The sequence below is a fragment of the Nodosilinea sp. FACHB-141 genome (assembly GCF_014696135.1).
Taxonomy (GTDB): Bacteria; Cyanobacteriota; Cyanobacteriia; order Phormidesmidales; family Phormidesmidaceae; genus Nodosilinea.
Genome location: NZ_JACJPP010000002.1, coordinates 1 through 21,337, shown reverse-complemented (window position 1 = coordinate 21,337; position 21,337 = coordinate 1). Strand labels below are relative to the sequence as shown.

21 protein-coding genes are annotated in these 21,337 nt (G+C 53.8%); 8 read left to right on the top strand and 13 right to left on the bottom strand.

The genetic code is table 11. The features are described 5' to 3' along the window. Positions 1 to 85 precede the first annotated feature (85 nt). Both H6F59_RS00115 and H6F59_RS00110 read left to right on the top strand, forming a co-directional pair. Positions 86 to 1,429 (top strand): hypothetical protein, encoded by a 1,344-nt coding sequence (locus tag H6F59_RS00115; protein ID WP_190694092.1) that lies wholly within the window; start codon positions 86 to 88, stop codon positions 1,427 to 1,429. Between the two features lie 190 nt (positions 1,430 to 1,619). Next, positions 1,620 to 2,531, top strand: a complete 912-nt coding sequence (locus H6F59_RS00110; RefSeq protein ID WP_190694091.1) for a DUF5996 family protein — start codon at positions 1,620 to 1,622, stop codon at positions 2,529 to 2,531. A 146-nt stretch (positions 2,532 to 2,677) separates the two neighbouring features. Here H6F59_RS00110 and H6F59_RS00105 read toward each other — a convergent pair whose 3' ends face one another. Beyond that, positions 2,678 to 3,250 carry an HdeD family acid-resistance protein gene (locus tag H6F59_RS00105; protein ID WP_190694090.1) on the bottom strand — a complete coding sequence of 191 codons (573 nt, stop codon included), beginning with the start codon at positions 3,248 to 3,250 and terminating at the stop codon, positions 2,678 to 2,680. A 412-nt stretch (positions 3,251 to 3,662) separates the two neighbouring features. Here H6F59_RS00105 and H6F59_RS00100 point away from each other — a divergent pair, with 412 nt between their 5' ends. After that, on the top strand, positions 3,663 to 4,148 hold the full coding sequence (locus tag H6F59_RS00100; RefSeq protein WP_190694089.1) for an orange carotenoid protein N-terminal domain-containing protein: 486 nt from the start codon (positions 3,663 to 3,665) through the stop codon (positions 4,146 to 4,148). A gap of 68 nt (positions 4,149 to 4,216) precedes the next feature. Here the strand turns inward: H6F59_RS00100 and H6F59_RS00095 are convergent, their stop codons facing one another. The 6 genes from H6F59_RS00095 to H6F59_RS00075 all read right to left on the bottom strand — a co-directional run bounded on the left by H6F59_RS00095 (position 4,217) and on the right by H6F59_RS00075 (position 8,866). After that, a complete protein-coding gene (locus tag H6F59_RS00095) occupies positions 4,217 to 4,795 on the bottom strand; it encodes a hypothetical protein (RefSeq protein WP_190694087.1) in 579 nt (192 codons plus the stop codon). Between the two features lie 137 nt (positions 4,796 to 4,932). Then, entirely contained in the window at positions 4,933 to 5,814 is an 882-nt protein-coding gene (locus tag H6F59_RS00090; protein WP_190694085.1) for an SAM-dependent methyltransferase, read from the bottom strand. Between the two features lie 561 nt (positions 5,815 to 6,375). Further along, positions 6,376 to 6,498, bottom strand: a complete 123-nt coding sequence (locus H6F59_RS26635; RefSeq protein WP_277882353.1) for a hypothetical protein — start codon at positions 6,496 to 6,498, stop codon at positions 6,376 to 6,378. A 19-nt stretch (positions 6,499 to 6,517) separates the two neighbouring features. Continuing rightward, the gene (locus tag H6F59_RS00085; protein ID WP_190694083.1) at positions 6,518 to 7,054 is read right to left on the bottom strand and encodes a hypothetical protein; all 537 of its coding nucleotides are present in this window, start codon (positions 7,052 to 7,054) and stop codon (positions 6,518 to 6,520) included. A gap of 484 nt (positions 7,055 to 7,538) precedes the next feature. After that, entirely contained in the window at positions 7,539 to 7,904 is a 366-nt protein-coding gene (locus H6F59_RS00080; protein WP_190694081.1) for a hypothetical protein, read from the bottom strand. 599 nt (positions 7,905 to 8,503) lie between these two features. After that, positions 8,504 to 8,866, bottom strand: a complete 363-nt coding sequence (locus tag H6F59_RS00075) for a hypothetical protein (protein WP_190694079.1) — start codon at positions 8,864 to 8,866, stop codon at positions 8,504 to 8,506. 102 nt (positions 8,867 to 8,968) lie between these two features. Here H6F59_RS00075 and H6F59_RS00070 point away from each other — a divergent pair, with 102 nt between their 5' ends. The 3 genes from H6F59_RS00070 (at position 8,969) to H6F59_RS27470 (ending at position 9,883) form a co-directional block, all read left to right on the top strand. Further along, complete coding sequence (locus tag H6F59_RS00070; protein ID WP_190694078.1) at positions 8,969 to 9,205, top strand: helix-turn-helix transcriptional regulator; 237 nt, start codon at positions 8,969 to 8,971, stop codon at positions 9,203 to 9,205. Positions 9,206 to 9,473: 268 nt separating this feature from the next. Further along, the gene (locus tag H6F59_RS00065; RefSeq protein ID WP_199325438.1) at positions 9,474 to 9,803 is read left to right on the top strand and encodes a hypothetical protein; all 330 of its coding nucleotides are present in this window, start codon (positions 9,474 to 9,476) and stop codon (positions 9,801 to 9,803) included. Continuing rightward, the gene (locus tag H6F59_RS27470) at positions 9,740 to 9,883 is read left to right on the top strand and encodes a hypothetical protein (protein WP_348251347.1); all 144 of its coding nucleotides are present in this window, start codon (positions 9,740 to 9,742) and stop codon (positions 9,881 to 9,883) included. The genes H6F59_RS00065 and H6F59_RS27470 overlap by 64 nt, the downstream gene beginning before the upstream one ends. Before the next feature lie 86 nt (positions 9,884 to 9,969). Here the strand turns inward: H6F59_RS27470 and H6F59_RS00060 are convergent, their stop codons facing one another. From H6F59_RS00060 to glmS, 4 genes are all read right to left on the bottom strand, one after another. Continuing rightward, on the bottom strand, positions 9,970 to 10,602 hold the full coding sequence (locus tag H6F59_RS00060; protein ID WP_190694075.1) for a hypothetical protein: 633 nt from the start codon (positions 10,600 to 10,602) through the stop codon (positions 9,970 to 9,972). Positions 10,603 to 10,904: 302 nt separating this feature from the next. Next, positions 10,905 to 10,997: a nucleotidyltransferase domain-containing protein gene (locus H6F59_RS27465; protein ID WP_279308332.1), complete on the bottom strand. Its 93-nt coding sequence runs from the start codon at positions 10,995 to 10,997 to the stop codon at positions 10,905 to 10,907. Between the two features lie 132 nt (positions 10,998 to 11,129). Then, positions 11,130 to 11,999, bottom strand: a complete 870-nt coding sequence (locus tag H6F59_RS00050) for an HNH endonuclease (protein ID WP_313887073.1) — start codon at positions 11,997 to 11,999, stop codon at positions 11,130 to 11,132. Between the two features lie 280 nt (positions 12,000 to 12,279). Next, positions 12,280 to 14,187: a glutamine--fructose-6-phosphate transaminase (isomerizing) gene (glmS, locus tag H6F59_RS00045; RefSeq protein WP_190694074.1), complete on the bottom strand. Its 1,908-nt coding sequence runs from the start codon at positions 14,185 to 14,187 to the stop codon at positions 12,280 to 12,282. A gap of 284 nt (positions 14,188 to 14,471) precedes the next feature. Between glmS and H6F59_RS27460 the strand changes: the two genes are divergently transcribed. Beyond that, entirely contained in the window at positions 14,472 to 14,864 is a 393-nt protein-coding gene (locus tag H6F59_RS27460; protein ID WP_190694072.1) for a DUF559 domain-containing protein, read from the top strand. Between the two features lie 122 nt (positions 14,865 to 14,986). Here the strand turns inward: H6F59_RS27460 and H6F59_RS00035 are convergent, their stop codons facing one another. After that, on the bottom strand, positions 14,987 to 16,249 hold the full coding sequence (locus H6F59_RS00035; RefSeq protein WP_190694070.1) for an EAL domain-containing protein: 1,263 nt from the start codon (positions 16,247 to 16,249) through the stop codon (positions 14,987 to 14,989). 447 nt (positions 16,250 to 16,696) lie between these two features. Continuing rightward, on the bottom strand, positions 16,697 to 18,805 hold the full coding sequence (gene ligA, locus H6F59_RS00030) for an NAD-dependent DNA ligase LigA (protein WP_190694068.1): 2,109 nt from the start codon (positions 18,803 to 18,805) through the stop codon (positions 16,697 to 16,699). A 283-nt stretch (positions 18,806 to 19,088) separates the two neighbouring features. On the opposite strand from ligA, the gene H6F59_RS00025 reads away from it, so the two are divergent. Then, on the top strand, positions 19,089 to 21,146 hold the full coding sequence (locus H6F59_RS00025) for a prolyl oligopeptidase family protein (RefSeq protein WP_190694067.1): 2,058 nt from the start codon (positions 19,089 to 19,091) through the stop codon (positions 21,144 to 21,146). Positions 21,147 to 21,337 lie beyond the last annotated feature (191 nt).

Sequence of the window (21,337 nt, the reverse complement as noted above, 5' to 3'; positions counted from 1 at the left end):
TGGGCAGCCGTGCAAGAGTTGTCCTAAATCATTTTTTGAGGTAGGTTAGCAGCAGTTTTGCCTGCGTTGTGTTGATAGGTTCTGTGTGAGCGATAACGTAAATCAGTCTCAGGTTTTGAAACAGGCATTGCATGCCTTTGTGTTAGATGCTGAGGGCGATCTAGCAACGGCCTTAGAGCGCTACAGTGCCGATCAACTGAAGCTTTGGTCAGCCACTAACCTGCAAGGCATTAGTCGCTCAAACCTAGCGATCGACATGTTTTTAACGGAAGGTCAGGTGGCTGGCCAATCGGTGCTGGATATCTTTATTGAAAATCAGCCCAGCTTATCCCCGAGTGACCGGGCTTTGGCTGAGAGCTGGAAGAAAACGTTTAATGGCCTGTTCAAAGTACTTCAGGCTACGCCAGAACGCTATGAAGTGATGAACTGGCTAACGGAAAAGCTCTATTGGGTCGAGCCAAGTGGGGCGCAGTCGGCCGAAGAGTTGGCTCGTCTTAGCCCCGGAGAGATTGTGGTTACTCGGCTGTCGCCAGATGTGAATGATGTCTGGACGTTTTCAGGCCCTTTGATGCTGCTGGGCAAGCTGGGTAAGCCGAAGCTAGCCGTTGCGATCGGCAACTTTAAAAACTGGTTTCCTGACCATCTGTATGGTGATGCCCCTGAGCTTTTAGAAGAAGCCTGGAAATCTGTGGAGCGCTACCACCACGATTTTGTGGATTTTTTTGGGGGCGATCGCATTACTCTGTCAGGCTATGAGCTGAACAAAAAGCTCAAAGAGTATCAAGAGATTTCTACCCAGCGTCGTTTAGAGGCGCTCGGCATTGACAGTTCTAAGTCGCTTAAAGAACTGGTCGCTGAGTCTGGGGTTTCTGAGGAAGAGGTGGCTGAGTCAATGGCCTCGTTTGGCAAAGACGGGAAAGAGGTGGACCGGCTCCTCAAGGATGATAAGGCGATTAAGATGGCAACGCCGCCCATCAACCTTCCTGATGAGCTGCGTCGGGCAGAAGCTGTGACGGTGTTTGTTCATCCCCGTTGGGGACAGACGTTCCTCAAAGACTACGTGCGCTTGACCCAGCTGTTTGAAGCGCCCGATGACGCATCTGTAAGCAAGGCGGACCAGCTCATTCAAAAATATCTCAAGGAAGATGCGGTCAACGCCTACGTTTGGCATTGCTTTGCTGAAGACAACGCCACGCCGTTGATGGCAGCTTTGGGGAGACATTTCAACCGCTCAGATCTAACCATAGATGATCTAGACGATGTTTTAGTACAGGCCGGAAAGCCTTTGGAGCCTAAGCTTCCAGAGATTGCAAGTGTGCCTATGCATCTGCAAGACTTGTTTCAGGAAGCGATGCAAGAGGTAGATCAAGGCTCCTCAAAGAAAAAGTCAAAGGGCAAACAGAAGCAAAAAACCGGCTTTGCCGTTTAGAGGCTGTTCAACAGAGCATCTGTTGTGACGTTAGCCGACTACGCTCTCCCAGCGCGGATTAGGGCAGACTCATTGGTTACTGAGGGAAATCCTGCGCTGTGGGCCTGCGGAAATGGGGGCGATCGCCCCCATTTCCACAAATTGCTAATCTTGTGCTCCAATTTGTCTTAAACCAATTGGGGGAAACGTTATGCCTAACGTCTGGCCACAGCTACCTCTCGATGATTGGCAAGACACCTACGCCACGCTGCACCTGTGGACTCAAATTGTGGGTAAAATTCGGCTGGTGCAAACGCCCTGGATTAATCACTCTTGGCATGTGCCGCTATATTTGACTGCGCGGGGCCTGACAACAAGTACTATTCCGAGCGCGGATCAAATTTTTCAGATCGACTTCGACTTTTTTGATCACCAGCTGCGCATTGCCACCAGCGAAGGCAGCGTGAAAATGGTTGAGCTACGGCCTCGGTCGGTGGCTGACTTTTATCAGGCGGTGATGGCGGCCCTGGCAGAGCTGAATATTGCCGTTCGCATTCACACTACGCCTAATGAAATCCCGGATGCGATTCCCTTTGAGCAAGATGAAACCCATGGGGCCTACGACGCCGATGCGGCGCAGCGGTTTTGGCGGGTGCTGTTGCAGAGCGATCGCGTCTTTCGGGAGTTTCGCTCTCACTTTGCAGGCAAGGTGAGCCCAGTACATTTTTTTTGGGGCAGCTTTGATCTGGCGGTGACACGGTTTTCGGGACGACCGGCACCGGAGCATGGCGGGGGTGTGCCCAACTTGCCCGACGATGTTGCTAAGGAAGCCTACTGCCAAGAGGTGAGCAGCGCTGGGTTTTGGCCGGGGATGGGCCTAGGCTACCCGGCCTTTTACTCCTATGCCTATCCGGTACCGGAGGGGTTTAAGGATGCGCCGGTTCAGCCGGAGGCAGCCTTCTTTCATGAGGGGCTAGGGGAGTTTGTTTTGCCCTACGATGCCGTACGCGAGGCCGCTGACCCTGACCAGGCGCTGCTGCAATTTCTGCACAGCACCTATGAGGCTGCTGCTAATTTAGCCAACTGGGATGCCGCCGCGCTGCAACAGACCTGGTTCAAATAGCGCTGCGCAGTAGGGGAGAGGGGGCGATCGCCCACGGAGTCCACAAAATCAGGGTTTAAAACAGTGTGAACCCACTGGCCAATTAATATCGCCAGTGGGTTCAGCCCTGTAGCTGTAGATCGAGGGATTGCGGCAGTCTACAGCGCTCAAGCAGAAGCGGCTGATTCGGACTCGCGCTCCGAAAATTCCCGAGTTTTGAGGGATAGCCCAATGCGAGAAATGCCCGTGAAGAGAATGCTGGCACCGACCAAAGTACCTAGCAACCAGGGAGCGTTAAAGGGAAACTGAAACCAGATCATAGCGCCCAGAATCAGGGTGATGATGCCATTGCCCAAAGCCCAGGTCCAATTTTGCTGGGGTCGTAGACGGAAGGCCAGAATGAGTTCAAACACGCCTTCGGTGAGTAAAAAGCTACCAAGCAACAGGGTCAACGTGAGTACCCCTGAGCGTGGATTCACAAACAACATAATGCCGGTAGCGATGTAGAGAACACCAAGCAGCGCTTTCCAAAGGGTGCCACCTTTGTCACGGGTTTGATAGGCATAAACGAGCTTTGCCGCCCCTGCGGAAGCCAAAATTACGGCTACCCAAGTTTCAACAAAAAGGGTCGAGACGATGGGCAGCGCGATCGCAGCTACACCCAAAATCGTTAGAACAACGCCAGTCCATAACGAGCGATCGCGAACCTGTTTAACATCTACTGAAGTATTGCTGACCATGAGATATTCCCTCTGATTTAGCTGTTTAGCTGTGAGCTTCTTCAAGTTAAGAAATCTTGCAGCGATCGAGTAGAACCAAAGGGTAGAACGTGCTTGGAAACGCAGCGACTTTGGGTTGAGATGCAACGCTGAAGTGCAAAGTCTTTTTCAGTTAGTTTTAACGGTTAGCTCAGACCTTTAGTAAACCGTACAATGCATGAAATACAAGCGATCGTGGCAGTAACAGCAAACGGTTGAGAGCATCGTTAGATGACCTTTACCCATCCACTGGCATAGCTTCGGCTATTGCCATAGCAGGAGGAAGGGAGTTGAATCCTCCGTTAACTTGCAGGTATCGGCTCCGAGTACGGGCTTCATTGCTGAGGCGTGCTTTCCAGGGCCACTTGTACAAGCTGCAACAAAAGGATTTTTTATGACTGCTTACACAACCGCTAACGATCCTAACCAAGCTCTGAATGTCTTTAAGGGCTTAGATATAGATGCGCAACTGGCACTGCTGTGGTTTGTCTATGAGCAGATGGGAGAGCGGATCACGCCAGCTGCCCCTGGCTCTGCATCCCCTGAAATTGCTACCGGTCTTTATAACCAGGTCAAAGAGGTCGATCAGCAAGAGCAGCTTGAGATTATGCGCGCGATCGCACGGTGTGACGCCTCTAACCAAATCGGCCGAGAGTACGGTTCTTTGAGCGCCAACACAAAACTCGCTTTTTGGTATTACCTGGCTCAGGGCATGGATAGCGGTGAAATTATCCCAATGCCTGAAAATTATGAGCTTGATAATCAAGGGCAAGATCTGCTGGCTGCCCTAGAGACGATGGGCTTTGAAGAGCAGATTACCTTTTTGCGCGACGCTGCCCTTGGCATGGGCGCAGAACCCGCGAGCGGCTCCAACATCTAGATTTAACGCAGGTGCTTCCTCCCAGCGGATCGTGTAGCGTTGGGAGGAAGTGTTCTGAAATTGCTAAGCTACTGAGGCAGGCCCACAAGACAACCTGCTGCTTCAAAGGCAGCTACAGTCTCAGGGTAAAACTGCCTTAGCTCTTCTGATGAACTGGGCAGCGGTCGGGGGTGAGCATACTCATAAAGGCTGGGCTGATTTTCATAGACCGATACGTTGCCCAAAAAGTTGTTGTCTAGAAAGAAGACTACGTTTTGGTCGGTGTGTAGTTTGTTGTCTCTCACCTGGCCAGTGTAGAACTTGCTCTGATCTTGGTATATGTCGAGAATGCAGACCCCTCCTCTGAGAGCAGATGGGTAGATATAGAGAGATTCTTCAATGGCAGTCCATTCGCCCAGAAATGGGGCGATCGCAGGGTCAACGTCAGCCCAAGCTTCTGCATAAGCCGATCGTTCTTGCCACTCTTCAAAGGTGCGGCGATCACTGTAGAAACCACTGGCTTGAAGGTCTGGAATCTTGCGCCTGAGTTCCTCGGCTAGCTGTTGGAGCTCTGTTGCGTTTGGGTAACGCTCAGACTGGGCGATCGCAGGCTGAGCCAAGCTAACCAGCGCTAAAGCCAAAACGCTACGCAGTTGAATTTGTCTCATCAGGTTGCCTTCGCTGCTGACTGTTTCAGAAGTCCGTCTCGCAGAACGGCTCCATACAGAGCTAATCATCAACCCTTGGTAGAATTCCGGGCCGTCAATTATTTCTTTAATTTAGAACGCGGTTGATGCGATCGGGTTTACGGGTCTTTCTTAGCCTGCACTAGCCAAACTCCTCTCTCTGACTGATGGCCACCGACCTCTGCTGTAACTGGCATGGACTTTGGGTATCTACCGTGGGCAATGCCAACATCTTGGGGTTGGCTGACTCTAGCGCTCCAGCCATAACGCTCTAGCAATTGCTGGGGATCGTCGCAGCCAAACTGCCAGTGGCGCACTACACGCCCTCTGTCATCCCGCTTAGCTCGCTGAGCCGCCCGAATCGAACCGTCGTTGACCCCATCCATACCCAAAACGCTGCCGGGGCAGCTTAGTGTAGCAACAGTCCTCAGTAGAGAGTGGGCTGAAGGCTCTGGCAAATACATCGTCACGCCTTCGAGGAGCCAAATCGTTGGCAGTTGCCTCAAGCCTGCCTCTAGAAGGCGAGCCACCCAGCCGGTTTGAACATCTTCTAAGTCACCAGCAATTAGGTGGTGGCAACAGTTTGGCTCGTAGTTTCGCAGGATGTTGGCTTTGTAGTCTAAAACTGCTGGCACATCGATTTCGTAGAGGCAGGTGGCAGGTGGCCAGGGCAGTCGATAGGCTCGGGTATCTAGCCCTGAACCCAAGATGACGACTTGAGGCTCGGGTAGCTGGGGCAGAGTGGCTAGCAGTAGGTCATCAAAGAAACGGGTGCGAATGGCGATGTAGCGGGTGCGCTTGGCGACCACTTCTTCTAGAGAGCGTTCTTGCTGATTAGAGACTTGCTGCCATTTGGCCAGAAGATGCTCAACCTCGTCACCCGCTAGGGCCGCCGCATAGGGGTCGTCGAACAGTGGCTGCGGCAGAGATTGCTCAATGGCTCGCTTCGCCGCCACAATTTTGGCGGTGTAGGAGATGGGATCGGCAGAGGTCGGGGGCACAGGAAATTTTTAGAAGTTGGGTTTTGGGGGCTGTTTAGCAAGGGATTAGTTATAGCTTGAGTCGTTGGCTGATTCCTCGTGCGAAGACAATGTTCAGGCTTGGTCTCCCCCTTTTGTAGACGCTCTCTTATAGTTTGGTCTGATTCTGCCCCGGTATTTTGTAGAGCTGTTTCATCGGATACGGGCTGCTCTGTTTGGCTGGGTCAGTTTGGAGTTGTGATCTGCATCATCTCACTGGGCGGCATCGCTCACGTTATAGGGCTATAAGTATCACCGAGTGACCAATACCTCTATCACTTCCTGAGTTGAGGATTTAGGGGACTATTGATTCATTGCTAGCAGTCCGCAGATTTGATTTATCGCAGCGTTCTCCACGCCCGGTAGACAACCCAACGACTTTCCTCCTAAACAACAACGACCTACCTACCCCGCTCGCAACAGTGGGGTTTTTTGTAGCTAGCAAATTTGATCGATACACTATAAACGCGTCATGATTCTCCCATTGCATGACGAAAGTCATCATCTAACCCTGGCTTCGATCGCTCTAATCCTCAGTCAGATTCACCTGGCTAACCGCAGCAGCATACAGGCTGTTGGCAAGTGCGATCGCCCCTCCCGATCAATGGTCTCCGTCATTTGCCCTAGCAGCTCTTGAGTCAGTAAGGGAAGGGCTGTCATGCCCATAGTTTGGCCACTGTCCTGTTTAATCAACCCAGGAAATATCATCCAGGCTGGGCTTGGTTGGCTCTTTAGCTGGCGGGGCTGTAACCGTCTTTGGTGGACTGGGTTGCACCTGAGTAGCCTGCGGTTTTGACTGAGCTTGACCGGCTTGGCTGATGCGATCGCTCCCATTCCCCTGCTTTCGCTTCATAAAGGCAGAGGAGGCAGACTCCTCCGGTGCTAGCGATCGCAGAAACCAATCGAGCGTCTCTTGAGACAGCCATCCGTGTAAAACCGCCAGCGCCCCAATTCTCAACCCTGCCTGTGCCTGCTCTCGCAGCAGGGCGTCTACCTGTTGAGAATTCAGCAGCCCCGCCTGCTGAAAGTAATACCCGATGGGGTTATCCCGACCGATAGTGGCAAGCTTTGGCCACTGTTCAGCGAAAAACTCAATGGCGTCGCGCTTGACCCACCCGCGCAGCTCAAGAATGTCGCCTATTCGCAGATCAGGCTGCCATTGCTGATCCTGAAGCACCACGTCAAGCTGCGCTTGGGAGAGCAATCCTGCCCGCTGCAACATTTCTCCGAGGGGTCTGGTTTTAGGCTGGGCTGGCATGGCTAAGCGATCGACGCAAACAACGGTCTTTCTGAGAAAGTACCCCTATTCTACTGTCGCATTCTTGGACAGGTTGGGGAGCTCGTAATAACTAAGCAAAAAGTTCTTTAAACCTTGACTTGCTTATCTAACAGCTCGCTAATTCGATATTGATAGAAAGCAGGATGACCTAGTGGCTAGTCTAGGGAAAGTAGCGATTGCTCAGGTGGGTATGGTGTTCTCAAATGTTGGCAAAGCCGAGCTGGTGCAGGGCAATGCTGAACCCTAAAGCATTACAGGCGTTTGTACAGCAATATATGGGAGATGAGCAATAGTTTAATGAAATCTTGTCGGGTGGGCAGCGCTCATCACCTAGAGTTGCAGCAGTAGCTAGGGGCTGAGACGAAAGAAGCGATCGCATACTGCTATGCGATCGCCCCTCAAACTGATTTGGTTTTGGGTTAAGTGTCTAAGCAACTGACTGCTGATCGGGAGCAGACTGGCTAGCCCGTCGCCGCTCAGGCCGCCGCTTGCCGCCTGCCATTTCATATTCAGAGCTTTTGCGGCCATAGACTACGGCTACGGCATTGAGCATCCTTTCAGACTTTTCGGCCAAGGCTTTTTCGGCGGCGAGCATCTCGTTGTAGAGCTGATCGACGGTGGAAAGCATCTCGTTGTACTTGTTCTGGCGATCGCGCATGGCTTCAATGTCGGCCCAGAATGAGGCGAGGGTCATACCGTTGCCCAGGTCAAGGTTGCGGGCGATGGAACCCATTGCGGAAGCGCGACGTTCTGCTTTTTGTAGAGAGGTAGATGTGCGTTTGGCTCGTGCCATGGTGGTACTCCCTCCTTGGGAGTTTGAGTTTGAGGGTTGGAGGGGCTGACTGGTTAATCAACTTGGGTTCAGAGTTGACGCCCGCGCTTTAGAAGCATCCAGAGAAGGTGAGGGGATATGGAAGCTTTATGCAGGGGGTGAGAACTCTTTAAGTGGAGTAAAAGAAGTTCTGTAGTTTTACGCTTAATGTCTTGAGGAAGAAAAAATAGTCTTGCCTGTTTGGGCTACAGATTCTAAGGTCTAAGCATTAACGCGGGTAGGGCACTAGCTAAGCCCTACTGAGACCCCATTAACTGCTAGGTCGAACTACTTTACGCTTGGGCAGAACTCACTAACTGCTACAGAGAACTCATTATCTGTTAGGTCAAACTGCTTTACGCTTAAGCAGAACTCATGAGCTGTTGTAGAGAAGGCATTAATCTGGTTGGTTTATGTTTTAAGCCTTGAGGTATAAGCGTTAGCGGCTGGGGAGTGGGCGATCGCGGTTGCGGTCAACGGCTGAGTGCTGAGGCAGAGACTCTAAGGCGAACGTGTTTATAGTGTTTTTGTGTGGTCGGCTTGGCTACTTGATCGGGACAGCCAAGCCTAATTTCTGCCCGCTACTCTTCTCGGGGTAAGAACTTCACCAGTGCTTTCATAACTTCACCAGGCTGGAACTGAAGCGGCTTATCAGCATTAGGTGCGCTCAGAAAGTCTGTCCACTCAAAGATTTCGGCAAAGCCGAGCTGGTGAAGGGCGACGACGATAGAGCTAACCGATCGCTTGCTGCCAATAACGAGAATTTTGACGGGCTCTCGGTCTGGGTTGGGGTAGCTATGGAGCTTGAGGGTGAGTTCGAGGTGGACTTGGCCGGGGTCGGCTGGCTCTGCACCTGTGGCAGGGTCGGGGGTGATGATGCGGGCACTGTAGCGAGCAGCGGGGGTGGGATTTTGCTCTGAGCCTGCCGAAAGGGGGTTTTGCATAGTGTGTCAACAGAAACGATGACTAGCATCATAGTCAACAAGTTGGTTGCCGTCAACAGATCAGTTGTTTACTCGCTTGTGCTGGTCTGACACCATGAAGGCATGGGAAAAGCAGGACATGTGCTCAGGCAAGTGCTTGAGGAGTTTGAGGTGAGCCAATACAGCCTTGCGGCGGCTCTCGATATTGAACGTAACAGCGTGTACCGATGGGCAAATGAGAAGAGTGACCCGTCGGGTGAAACGATTGTAGATATCGTTAGAGCCTTGAAAACGCTGCATCCTTTAGCAGCAAAAGCTTTCGTAGAGCGCTACTTAGGTGAAGAAATCAAAGACCTGTAGGGTAGATGCTGCCGTTGTTGACTGCTATCGTGTGTGTAGTTTTAGTGGGTCTAGAGCGATGGAAGATACTCTTACAATTCCTTTTACGCTAGAACTCAGGGCTGCTGTAAATCGCCTGCCCCAGACTGAGGGCTTGTCTCCCAAGGGGGTGCTACAAAGGGCATTGCAAGAGTTTGTGTTTGTGCATCAGTTCAGGTCGCTGCGCGAACAGCTCTTGCAAAAAATGCAGGCTGGACTATACAGATGATGACATCTTTGAGATGGTGTCATGAACCTGGTATTGAATACCAACGTTCTAATTGCCGCATTTATTGCTCAAGGTTTTTACCACACTCTAGTCGAGCATTGTCTGAGGACTCACACTGTTACTATCTCGGAATTTATCTTTCAGGAACTGCGGGAGAAACTGACTCAGAAGTTCAAATACTCTGCTGAAGATGCCCAGACGGTGGAAGATCTCCTGCGCTCTAGGATGCAGGTGGTTGAGCCTGCTGTGTTAGCCGTGGTGTTTGCCGAGATTCTGATGATGACCAAATTCTGGGAACTGCGATCGCTAGCAATGCAGCCTGCATCATCACGGGTGATAAAGATCTGCTGACGCTCGGCAAGTTTCAAACCGTTGATATCCTGCTGCTCAGGGACTTTATAACCTATGAGGATCTGCTAGCTTCTGGTTAGAGATAGTGCCACCATACCATTTGTATCAGCGAACAGATTGGGTGGTAAGCAGTGTTCACATACTTATCTTAAGGCTGTACTTTCAGTTATGTATTCAAATTATCGTCTTCTTGCGCTTCCCAACTTCGTAATTGGGAATCCTTCTTCCTCTGTTGTCTCTCTAGCATTACGGTAGCTGGACTTAAGTCCAAATTTTTCTTAGGAACTCTAACCCGGTAACTGGGTGTCAACGACAAATAAAAAGTTCTAGAGGAATACCTGGATATTTCCACGATGACATATAAGAAGAGAAGCAAAAGGAAAAATTGAATAAAAGCATCGCTAGCACTCCAAAAAAAAGAACCTAGAGGATGTTCATAAAGCCAAAAACCTAGTATCTCATCCCAAGGAAGAATTATTGCAAAAAGAATCCCGCAAGGAATTGCTAGAAGATATTGAGTGAGTGATGTTACTTTTTCAATCTCATTGAAAGCTTTTTGACTCAAGAATTTCGATGATGACGATTCTGCTCGACTGTGAAAGAATCTTCTAGTCCCTATTCCAGCAAAAATCAAAAGATATACTGAGCTAACGAAGAAAATGGCTGATAAGCCTAAATTTCCGTCAGCCTCAATTGTGTTGGTTTTGTTGAGCAACTCATGGATAGCTATAAGGTCAACAAACAAGCCAATTGCTAATGCTAGGGCGTTACTTATATTGAAAAGCTTAGATTGACTCATGGTGATCCAAAATACTTATGTTTAAATGGTCTGATCGATTCGCTCCTAAGTGCTACTTTCTCTCGCATACTGACCTGGCTAGCCGCAGCAGCATATAAACTTCTAACGAGTGCATCCCCCCTGCTCCCTCAACGCTTCCCGCTAGCCTACTCTAAATTATTCAGGTAAAGTCTATCCCCATTTATAGTGGCTTGGCATCCTGCAAGATTTTGTCATTAACGCACTCATGCAGTGTCCTAAGAGTTGCCACATCCACCCGGCATCCTAGCAAACTTCCAAATCTTGCTTTAGGGAAATGCGATCTAACAGGCTGTGCCTTGGCGGCATCTCCATAAAAAATCAACATCATTGGTTTGGTGGCTCTCACCGCGGGCAACTGACCCAAACACCCACATATCATAAGCACCATAACGCTCAGCAATATTCAAAATGCTGTTTCGTTGGGTTTTTACCCGCTCATCCAGTGGCGCTGCCTGCAGTACCATGATGTCCCTTGTAATGTGGGCTACTTCCTTTTGACAAATTGGTTATTCCATCCTCCACCTTTCCCGATGCCACCTCAAACCCTCTAAACTGGACATGAACTCTCGCTCTTCCGGCAAGCGGATCGCCTCACCCCTAAATGCCACCATCTCCCGACTCTCCACCGCTGGCTCCTCCATAAACCGCTCCTGCGGAATCACAATTCGGTAGTCGTCATCCACCCCAAACCAGCCATGGTCAAACGCCCAATGATGGTTCTTGCAGAGCGCCAGCCCATTTACAAAGCGATCATCCCTAAACTCAGAAAACGGCTTGATGTGGGCACCATCTACAATATCTTGCCCATCAGCGCTGATAATCCTTAACCCACAAAATGCGCAGCGCTGGTCGTAAAGCGACACCACAATCTTGCGAAACGCCCCATTCCTGACAACGATATTCTCCTCATTCTTCAAATCCTCAACGTTGTAAGTTGCCCCGCCTTCTCGCAAAAGCTGGGTTTTCACCAACTCAAACTCATCGATTAGTGACAGCTGCTCAATCTCATTTGATCGCCCTGAAAACCAGCTATCAATCAGCACCCGCAGCAAGATTACTCGCTGTCCTGGGTCCTGCAAGATGACAGATAGCTCAGGATCAAAAGACGCGTATTGAACAATGCGTCTAACAGCCGTAACGCCCTTGCGGCCCAACCCCGTCGGTGTTGCCGTTTCGCTCTCAGGGTAAAACGTTAGGTGCCAAAACTCATCCCCCGTCAAATGCACAAATGGTAGTGAGATATCAGAGCGGTGATCCGTTCTTACTAGGCTGCGCCAATACTTCAGAAACGTCGAGATTAGCTCTGGTGACAGCGGTACCTGATTCAGTCGAATCTTGCCCTGATCAATTAATTCAATGACTGAAATCAAGAGCACAGGCTCATGAGGAGCCGCCCCTCGCTCTCTATGTTTGTTGACGTTCAGCTTCGCAAACTTTTTGGCGTAGTATGACAGGTCTTTCGGCATCATTTAGCTAGAGGGGCATCTAGCGCTAAGCTTGCTTCAGGCTATTCATATATATAGCGTAGGCTTCTCCAAGATAGCCTGGCGGTCTTAGAATTCATCGGTCAGGGAACCCAGCGGCGCACCAAGACAGCCCCTAGCGCGCCAGCAAACGACTGAGGCTAGTTGCCTGCTCAATATTTGCGCAAAACCCCTATTCGACTGTCACACTTTTGGCGAGGTTACGCGGCTGGTCAACGTCCAATCCGCGCCGGGCGGCGATGTGGTAAGCCAGCAGTTGCAGCGGAATCACCGCCACAATTGGCGACAGCAGCTCATCCACCACGGGCACAGGCAGCAGGCGATCGAAAGTTTCTTGGGCATCGGTGTCATTCATGGGCACCACGCCAATCAGCTGGGCATCGCGGGCCTTGGCCTCCTGGGCGTTAGAGAGCACCTTGTCGTAGACGCTGCCGGGCATGGCGATCGCCACCACCGGCACCTTGGCATCGAGCAGGGCGATCGGGCCGTGCTTCATTTCGCCTGCTGGGTAGCCCTCGGCGTGAATGTAGCTGATTTCCTTGAGCTTGAGCGCCCCCTCTAAAGCGATGGGGAAGTTGATGCCCCGGCCCAAAAAGATAAAGTCCTGGGTTTCGTTAAACTCGTGGGCCAGCTCTTCGATATAGCGCTCCTGGCTTTCGAGCACCTGCTCAATAAAGGCAGGCAACTGGTGCAGACCGTTGAGAATGGCCTCGATGCGATCGCTCGTCAAAGTCTGGCGGCGGTAGGCCAGATCGATCGCCAAGAAGTAAAAGGCCATCACCTGGGCAGTAAAGGTTTTGGTTGCCGCCACCCCAATCTCAATGCCCGCGTGGGTGTCGATAACGTGGGGTATCAGCCGCGACAGCGAGCTTTCGGGCCGGTTGGTGATGCCCAACATGCGAGGGGCAAAGCGGGGGTCGGGGTGGGCAGCGCGGCGGTCTTGCTCCATCTCCAAAGCGGCCAGGGTATCGGCGGTTTCGCCCGACTGGGTGACGCCAATAGTCAGGGTGTTAGGAATCAGCGGCGTCGGCGAGTAACGAAACTCCGAGGCATATTGCACCATCACCGGCAGGTTGGCCAGCTCTTCGATTAGGTATTTGCCTACCAGGGCGGCGTGCCAGCTGGTGCCACAGGCCACAATTTGCAGGTGCTCTAGGCCGCTGAGCAAATCGGCGGGCAGGCCCAGGCTAATGGGCGATAGGGGGGTATTGGCGCTATCCGCCGTCCAGGCACTGTTGATATAGGTTTCGAGGGCGGTGCGCACGACGCCAGGCTGCTCGTAGATCTCCTTGAGCATGAAGTGCTTGAACCCCTGCTTCTCCACCATGATGGGGTTCCAGTTCAGGGTGATGGGGTGCTTGCGCTGGCGATCGCCCGCAAAGTTATACACCTCTACCCCCAGGGGCGTCAGGCTGGCTAGCTCGCCATTTTCCATGGGCAGCACGGCGCGGGTGTGGGGCACGATCGCCGGGGTGTCGCTGGCGCAGAAAAATTCGCCCTGGCCAAAGCCAATCACTAGTGGGGCCTGCTGGCGCACCACCACCAGCTCGTCGGGATAGTCAGCGGAGACAATTGCTAGGGCAAAGGCCCCGTGCAGCTGCTGACAGGCGCGGCGGGTGGCTTCTAGCAGAGGCGATCGGCCCTGGGTATCGTCAAGGTTGAGCTGGCTCAGGTGCGACTCAATCAGGTGGGGCACCACCTCGGTGTCGGTGTCGGAGGTAAACTCATGGCCCAGGGCCTTGAGGGTTTCGCGCAGCTCGCGGTAGTTTTCAACGATGCCGTTTTGCACTACGGCCAGACGCCCGCTGCCGTCGCGGTGGGGGTGGGCGTTATATTCTTCAGGCTTGCCGTGGGTGGCCCAGCGGGTGTGGCCGATGCCCAGGCGGGCAGGGTTTTCTTCGCCGTCGAGCTTGTCTTGCAGGTTTTGCAGTTTGCCCTTGGCGCGCACGCAGTGCAGCTCGCCTTCGAGCACGGTGGCGAGCCCGGCGGAGTCGTAGCCGCGATATTCAAGCTTACGCAGGCCATCCATTAAGATGTCGGCGGCGGGCCGGGTGCCAATGTATCCCACGATGCCACACATAGCGTTGTCTCCTTAGGTAACTGCCTGGGGGGTAACTGCCTGGGTACGGGCGGGTGTCTCGGGTCAGACTGACACTCTAGAATACACGCTGTCTCGGCGGGTGAGATCGGTAGGGTCTGTCAGAACCTCCAATTCTGGGGGGCAGGGGGGCAAAATTTTAGCAGGTTACAAGAGAGTCTTGGTGGTCTGCTAAAAGCTATCTGGCTCCCTAAATCCCCCAATTCTGGGGGACTTTGAGTGGCGCTGGGCAATTTTAATAGAGGAAATTCTATCAACATCCATCAATGGCCAAGGACTTTCCAAGGATTCGTGGTACTACCCGGTCAATTGAGCAGGCGGCCCGAGAGTTAAGGCAAAACCTTACCCCTGCTGAGACAAGACTGTGGAAAGCATTGCGAGGACGGCAACTGAACGGACTTAGGTTTCGATGTCAGCATCCTGTGGGACGATTCATTGTTGACTTTTACTGCCCATCCTGCAAATTGGTTATTGAAGTTGATGGTAGCGTTCATAACCAGCAAGAAGCCTACGACAAAGCTCGGACAGAGCATCTTCAAGATTTCGGTTATTGCGTTTTACGATTCTCAAACGCAGAGGTCGTGAACAATCTAGCCGTTGTTCTCGATCGCATTGCTCAAGTTGCAGAATCCCGGTCCTCTTCAGGATTGAGGGGTTAGGAAGCCAAACCACAGCGAGTTACAAGGGTTTCTGGGGGCTTGCCCAGAGCTGTCGGCCCCCTAAATCCCCCAATTCTGGGGGACTTTGAGTAGTGGAGAGGCAATTTCAAAACCGCTTAGCCTTAGCCCTGGAACAGCGCTGCGGTTTCGCCAATCGGTAGGGGATGCCCGAGCAAATATCCCTGCGCTTTGTTGACGCAAAGCTGCTTTAGAGCGGTGCACTCTGGGGCTGTCTCTACCCCTTCGGCGACGAGTTGGCTGCCGCTTTCTTGGGCGAACCCGACTAGCGCAGCGGTTAAGGCGCGGCGGTTAAGGTCGGTATCAATATCGCGAATGAGTCCGATGTCGAGCTTGATGATTTCTGGCTTGAGCTTAAGAATGTGCAGGAAACTCGCGTAGCCCGAGCCAGCATCGTCGACGGCGAGGCGAATGCCGCGATCGCGCAGGGGTGCTAGGGCTTGGCCGAACTGGGAATAGTCGGGAATGGGCACATGCTCAGTGACCTCCAGCACAATGCGATCGAGCGGCGCATTGTGGAGGGCTCGATGGATAGCGCCATTCAAGATGTTGTCAGGCGAGACGTTGATAGACAAATAGATATCGTCGGGGAGTTGGTCGAAGCCCGTGAGGGCCTTAGCGATCGCCGCCATCTCCAACTCTTCGCTGAGGCCCACGTCAGCCGCCTCGTTAAACCACACATCAGGGGTGCGAATGGGCCTAGACCAAAACCGGGTCAGCGCCTCGAAGCCGATGATTCTGTTGTCTCCTAGGTGAACAATCGGCTGGTAGACGATGGTAAACGCTTCAGACTCTAGCACTGAGACAATGCGCTGGCGCATCTCTCGGTACTGGCGCTGGGTGGCTAGCTCTCGGCCAATTTGGCGGGAAGCAAAATTGGCAAACACGCGCATGATGGACAGGTCGCGATTGCCCAGGGTAAAGTCGGGCCGAGTGCTGAAGCAGCAGAATGTTCCGTAGAGCTGCCCGTTTCCCAAGCGGATGGGCACGCTGAGGTGGGCTCCCACCGGCAGGTCCATAGTGACCGGTAGTTCTAGCGCCGCCGGGATTGCTGAGGCATCTTGAATCAGCTCTGGCAGCCGACCATCGACAACGCGTTGGCAATAGCTCTCTTCGAGCGGGTTTGAGTCACCCACGGCGATTGGTGGATGCTCTAAAGATGAATCGACATAGCGAAATCGGCGTCTACCACCCGAAAATTCAGCAATGAACGCCACCTCCATATCGAGGTAGAGGCGAATGGCGCATAGAGCATCGAGCACGACCTCATCGATCGATTCTCCCTCAGCACTAGATGCCGACAAAAAGACGTAAGGGAGCAACGATAGCTTGTTAGCTATCGGGTCCGGACCCAGTTGTCCAACCATTGAGCGGTACTCCAAACAGTATTCCGCAGCAGTACTTAAGACGATTTCAGTTTCAGATGGTTCTAGACGTAACCCGATAATTTGGCCAGGCCAAGAGCATAAGTACGGATATTTGGTTAACAACGGCTCTGTGGCATGGCATCACCGATATTCTCGGCTCAAGCCCTAAGGCTGCAAATCAGGGGATTACTTCATTTTGTATCACTCAGATACTATTATCGCCCCTATTAGGTGGCCAATTTTCTATAGAGAGGGATGGATTTTTCTATGCTAGCGCTGCCCCGCCCTAGAGGCGAAAATTAGATTACTAATTTGAGTAGATTGTCGAGTCAGTAGTGATGGGTTGGTAGTGGTTTGGGGTTTAAGGTGTATGGTTCACGGTTTGTCTTAAGCCTGAGATCCTGAGTTCTAGGTTCCCAGGGCTAATCACAACTAGCTTGGCGAGTACTATCCTTTCCCCAGCGCTAACAGGTCTGCTTCGGTGAGAATGGCAACGCCTAGACTCTCCGCTTTGACGAGTTTTGAGCCGGCTTTTTCACCCGCCACTAGGTAGTCGGTGGCTTTGCTAACGCTGCTGGTGACTTTGCCGCCAGCGGCTTCGATGATGTCGGTGGCCTGCTGGCGGGTAAGGGTGGGCAGGGTACCGGTGAGCACGAAGGTTTTGCCTTCTAGGGGGCCAGCGGCTGGGGCGGCGGCGGATTCTGCGGAGGCAAGTTGCAGACCAGCCTGTTGCAGGCGATCGATTAAGGTTTGGTTGGCAGGCACCTGGAACCATTCATAGACGGCCTGAGCGATTTCGGGGCCGATGCTGTGGACGGAGGCGATCGCCTCAGGGCTAGCGGCGGCGAGAGCGGCGGCACTGAGAAAATGCTGGGCCAAGGTTTTGGCATTGACAGCACCCACGTGGCGAATGCCCAAGGCGTAGAGCACCGAGGCCCAGGGGCGGGCTTTGGAGGCGGCGATCGCCCCCAGCAGCTTCTCGGCCAGCCGCTTACCCATGCGATCGAGAGGTGCTAGATCCTCTTCAGTTAGGCTGTAGAGATCGGCAACGGATCGGACCAAGCCCTGCTCCACCAACTGTTTTACCCACTTTTCGCCCAGGCCCTCAATGTCGAGGGCGTCGCGCCTGGCCCAGTGGATGATCGCCCCCTGCACGATCGCGGGGCAGGAGATATTGATGCAGCGGGTAACGGCACCGTCGTCGGGTTTGACCAGGGCGCTGCTGCACTGGGGGCAGTGGGTGGGCATGGCGATCGCGATCGCCCCGGCTGCTCGCAGCTCGGCCAGCACCCGCACCACTTCGGGAATGATCTCTCCAGCTTTGCGCACGATCACCGTATCGCCCTGGTGAATGTCGAGTTCGGCGAGGCGATCGGCGTTGTGCAGAGTGGCGCGAGCGACGGTGGTGCCCGCCAGCTGCACCGGGCGCAGCTCAGCCACGGGGGTCACTGCCCCGGTGCGGCCCACCTGAAAGCTGACGGATTCGAGGATGGTGGGCACCTCTTCAGCGGGATATTTAAGCGCTACCGCCCAGCGAGGAAATTTTTGGGTAAAGCCCAACTGCTGTTGGAGGGCAAAGTCGTTGAGTTTGACCACCACGCCATCGGTGAGGTAGGAGAGCTGAAGCCGCCGGGTAGCCCAATCATCGTAGTAGGCCTGCACGTCGTCAGCAGATTGGCAGAGCTGGCGGTTGGGGTTGACGCGAAAGCCCAGAGACTTGAGAAATTCGAGGGCCTGCCACTGGGTCGTGGGAGGGTGGGTGAGGGCCTGCGTTGGAGCATGGCTCGTGGCCTCGATTTGGGCCAGCTGATCGTCGTCAGCTCTTCCAATCACCGACTCATCCACGGCTTCTCCCCAGTGGACGGTGTAGGCAAAGAAGTCGAGCTTGCGGGCCGCGACAATGCGGGAGTCGAGCTGGCGCAGGGTGCCGGCGGCGGCGTTGCGGGGGTTGGCGAAGAGGGCTTCGCCCTTGGCGGTGCGATCGCGGTTAATCTGCTCAAACACATCCAGCGGGAGAAAGGCTTCGCCGCGCACTTCAACCACGGTTGGCGGGTTCTCGATGGCCAGTCGCAGGGGTACCGAGCGGATGGTGCGCACGTTGGGGGTAATATCTTCGCCGGCGGTGCCATCGCCTCGGGTAGCACCCCGCACCAGCAGACCATTTTCGTAGGTAAGGGCGATCGCGTTGCCGTCGATTTTCAGTTCAGCGACGTACTCTACCGCTCCAACGTCGGGGGCCTGCCGGCGCCAGCGGTCTTCCCAGGCGCGAAATTCGACCAGGTCAAAGGCATTCTCCAGGCTGTAGAGGGGGATGTTGTGGCGAATGGAGGTGAACTGGGTGGCGGGTCGCTCGCCAACGCGCTGGGTGGGGCTGTCGGGGGTGATCAGCTCGGGGTGGGCGGCTTCGAGGTCTTGCAGCTCGCGGTAGAGGCGATCGTAGACCTCATCAGGCAGGTCGGGGGCATCGAGCACGTAGTAGGCGTAGCTGGCGGCTTGCAGCTGCGACCTGAGCGTCTGCACCCTGGCCGCTGTGTCGTCGTTGCCGTTGTCGCCCATGGCTCGGTTTCCTAAAATCGCCCGGTGGCTAGTGTAGCGCTGCAATGCCCCCAGTGCCGCTCAGTTTCCGCCATTCGTCAATAGAGAATATGTATAGGTTCCAAAGCCTTGTGACCATAAATTTAGAAGTTTTTAGCAGCTATTCGAACACTGCTATAAAAAACTAGGCAAATAGCCCACCCTAGGCATGGATTCCTGAATTAACGAAGGGCATGATTACGTGCGCGATTCTCTACGGTTCTTGTTAGGGTTACTACTAGCCCTTGGTCTATCTCAAGCCCCTATGATTGCCAACTCCCTCACTTACCCCCCCAGCCCCCAGCACGACCAGGTCGATACCTACCACGGTGTGGCGGTACCTGATCCATACCGCTGGCTTGAAGACCCGCAATCTCCTGCCAGCCAGGAATGGATTGAGGCCCAGAATGCGGTTACTGAGGGCTATCTACAAACGCTGTCGAGGCGTGGGGAAATTAACGATCGCCTCACCCAAATCTGGAACTATGAGCGCTACAGCACTCCTTTCAAGCGAGGCGGGCGATATTTTTACTTCAAAAACGACGGCTTGCAAAACCAGAGCGTACTCTACACCCTGCCTAGCCTAGAGGCCGAGCCCCGCATGCTGCTTGACCCCAACACGTTGTCAGAAGACGGCACGGTTTCGCTCAGCGGCATGGAGGTGAGTGAGAACGGGGCATACATGGCCTATGGTCTGTCGAGCGCGGGGTCAGACTGGATCGAGTGGCGCGTGCGCGATATTGAAACCGGTGAAGACACCGACGACTTGCTGAAGTGGGTGAAGTTCTCGGGTGCGTCGTGGAGCCACGACCACCAGGGCTTTTTTTATAGTCGCTACGACGAGCCAGATGAGGCGAGCAAGCTAGAGGCAATCAACTATTACCAGAAGCTCTACTACCATCGCCTGGGCACGCCCCAAAGTGAGGATGTGCTGGTGTACGAGCGCCCCGACCAAAAAGAGTGGGGTTTTGGCGGCGGCGTCACCGAGGACGGGCGCTATTTAATCATCTCGGTGTGGAAGGGGACTGACCCCAACAACCTGGTGTTTTACAAAGACCTGAGCAACCCGGAAAGCCCTGTGGTAGAGCTGATTTCGGAGTTTGAGGCCAGCTACAGCTTTGTGGATAACGACGGCACGCTATTTTGGTTTCGCACTGATTTAGATGCGCCGAAGGGGCGGCTGATTGCGATCGATATTGCCCAGCCGGAGCGATCGCACTGGCAAGAGATCATTCCCGAAAGCGACAACACCTTAGAGGGCGTTGGCATTCTCAACCACCAGTTTGTGGCGGATTATCTAAAGGATGCTTACACCACAATTCGCATCTTCTCGCTGACCGGGGAGCTGGTGCGGGAGGTAGAGCTGCCGGGGATTGGTAGCGCTGGTGGCTTTGACGGCAAGCGGGAAGATATCGAAACCTTCTACAGCTTTACCAGCTTTACGGTACCGCCCACGATCTATCGCTACGACATGGTGACAGGGGAGAGCACCCTCTACCGCCAGCCCGAGGTGGATTTTGACCCGAGTGCCTACACCACCACCCAGGTGTTTTACACCAGCAAAGACGGTACGCGCGTACCGATGTTCATCACCCACAAGAAAGGAATTGAGCTGAATGGGCAGAACCCGACACTGCTCTATGGCTATGGGGGCTTTAGCATTTCGCTGACGCCGTCGTTTTCGGTGAGCAACCTGGTGTGGATGGAGATGGGCGGCGTCTATGCGATGCCGAACCTGCGCGGCGGCGGCGAGTATGGCGAAGAGTGGCACCTGGCGGGCACGAAGCTGAATAAGCAGAACGTGTTTGATGACTTTATTGCGGCGGCGGAGTGGTTGATCGCTGAGGGCTATACGTCGGCGGAAAAGCTGGCGATCGCAGGTGGCAGCAACGGCGGCCTGCTGGTGGGGGCCTGCATGACCCAGCGGCCCGACCTGTTTGCGGCAGCGCTGCCTGCGGTGGGGGTGATGGATATGCTGCGGTTTAACCAGTTCACCATTGGCTGGGCTTGGGAGTCGGACTATGGCTCGCCCCAGAACGAAGACGAGTTTAAGGTGCTCTACGGCTATTCACCGCTGCACAATTTGGAGCCGGGGACGGCCTACCCGGCGACGCTGATTTCTACTGCCGACCACGACGATCGCGTGGTGCCGGCCCACAGCTTTAAGTTTGCGGCAGCGCTGCAAGCGGCCCACGGGGGCGAGGCTCCGGTGCTGATTCGCATTGAGACGAAGGCGGGGCACGGGGCGGGTAAGCCGACGGCGAAGGTGATCGAAGAAGTGTCAGATAAGTGGGCGTTTTTGGCGGCGAATTTGGGGATGTAGCTATTCCCAATTCGGCAGGGCGAAGCCATTTGCTAAATGCCGAGGTATAGGGGTTTTTGGCGTATCGCCAGGATTTGCGTAGGGGCATTGCAGTGTGTCACGCGCTGTAAGGTTGTGCCCCCATGGGTGACACAAGGTTATGCCCCCTGATGAATCAGGGGGTTTTTCTTTTGGGGTGGGAGAGTTGCAGG

Coding starts and splice junctions, on each gene's coding strand:
- H6F59_RS26635 (WP_277882353.1), bottom strand. CDS start 6,498: ATGGGCATGACAGCCCTTCCCTTACTGACTCAAGAGCTGCTAGGGCAA.
- H6F59_RS27460 (WP_190694072.1), top strand. CDS start 14,472: ATGGCCAAGGACTTTCCAAGGATTCGTGGTACTACCCGGTCAATTGAG.
- H6F59_RS00100 (WP_190694089.1), top strand. CDS start 3,663: ATGACTGCTTACACAACCGCTAACGATCCTAACCAAGCTCTGAATGTC.
- H6F59_RS00105 (WP_190694090.1), bottom strand. CDS start 3,250: ATGGTCAGCAATACTTCAGTAGATGTTAAACAGGTTCGCGATCGCTCG.
- ligA (WP_190694068.1), bottom strand. CDS start 18,805: ATGGGCGACAACGGCAACGACGACACAGCGGCCAGGGTGCAGACGCTC.
- H6F59_RS00075 (WP_190694079.1), bottom strand. CDS start 8,866: ATGCAAAACCCCCTTTCGGCAGGCTCAGAGCAAAATCCCACCCCCGCT.
- H6F59_RS00110 (WP_190694091.1), top strand. CDS start 1,620: ATGCCTAACGTCTGGCCACAGCTACCTCTCGATGATTGGCAAGACACC.
- H6F59_RS00065 (WP_199325438.1), top strand. CDS start 9,474: ATGAACCTGGTATTGAATACCAACGTTCTAATTGCCGCATTTATTGCT.
- H6F59_RS00095 (WP_190694087.1), bottom strand. CDS start 4,795: ATGAGACAAATTCAACTGCGTAGCGTTTTGGCTTTAGCGCTGGTTAGC.
- glmS (WP_190694074.1), bottom strand. CDS start 14,187: ATGTGTGGCATCGTGGGATACATTGGCACCCGGCCCGCCGCCGACATC.
- H6F59_RS00080 (WP_190694081.1), bottom strand. CDS start 7,904: ATGGCACGAGCCAAACGCACATCTACCTCTCTACAAAAAGCAGAACGT.
- H6F59_RS00025 (WP_190694067.1), top strand. CDS start 19,089: ATGATTGCCAACTCCCTCACTTACCCCCCCAGCCCCCAGCACGACCAG.
- H6F59_RS27465 (WP_279308332.1), bottom strand. CDS start 10,997: ATGTGGGTGTTTGGGTCAGTTGCCCGCGGTGAGAGCCACCAAACCAAT.
- H6F59_RS00035 (WP_190694070.1), bottom strand. CDS start 16,249: ATGGTTGGACAACTGGGTCCGGACCCGATAGCTAACAAGCTATCGTTG.
- H6F59_RS00085 (WP_190694083.1), bottom strand. CDS start 7,054: ATGTTGCAGCGGGCAGGATTGCTCTCCCAAGCGCAGCTTGACGTGGTG.
- H6F59_RS00070 (WP_190694078.1), top strand. CDS start 8,969: ATGGGAAAAGCAGGACATGTGCTCAGGCAAGTGCTTGAGGAGTTTGAG.
- H6F59_RS00060 (WP_190694075.1), bottom strand. CDS start 10,602: ATGAGTCAATCTAAGCTTTTCAATATAAGTAACGCCCTAGCATTAGCA.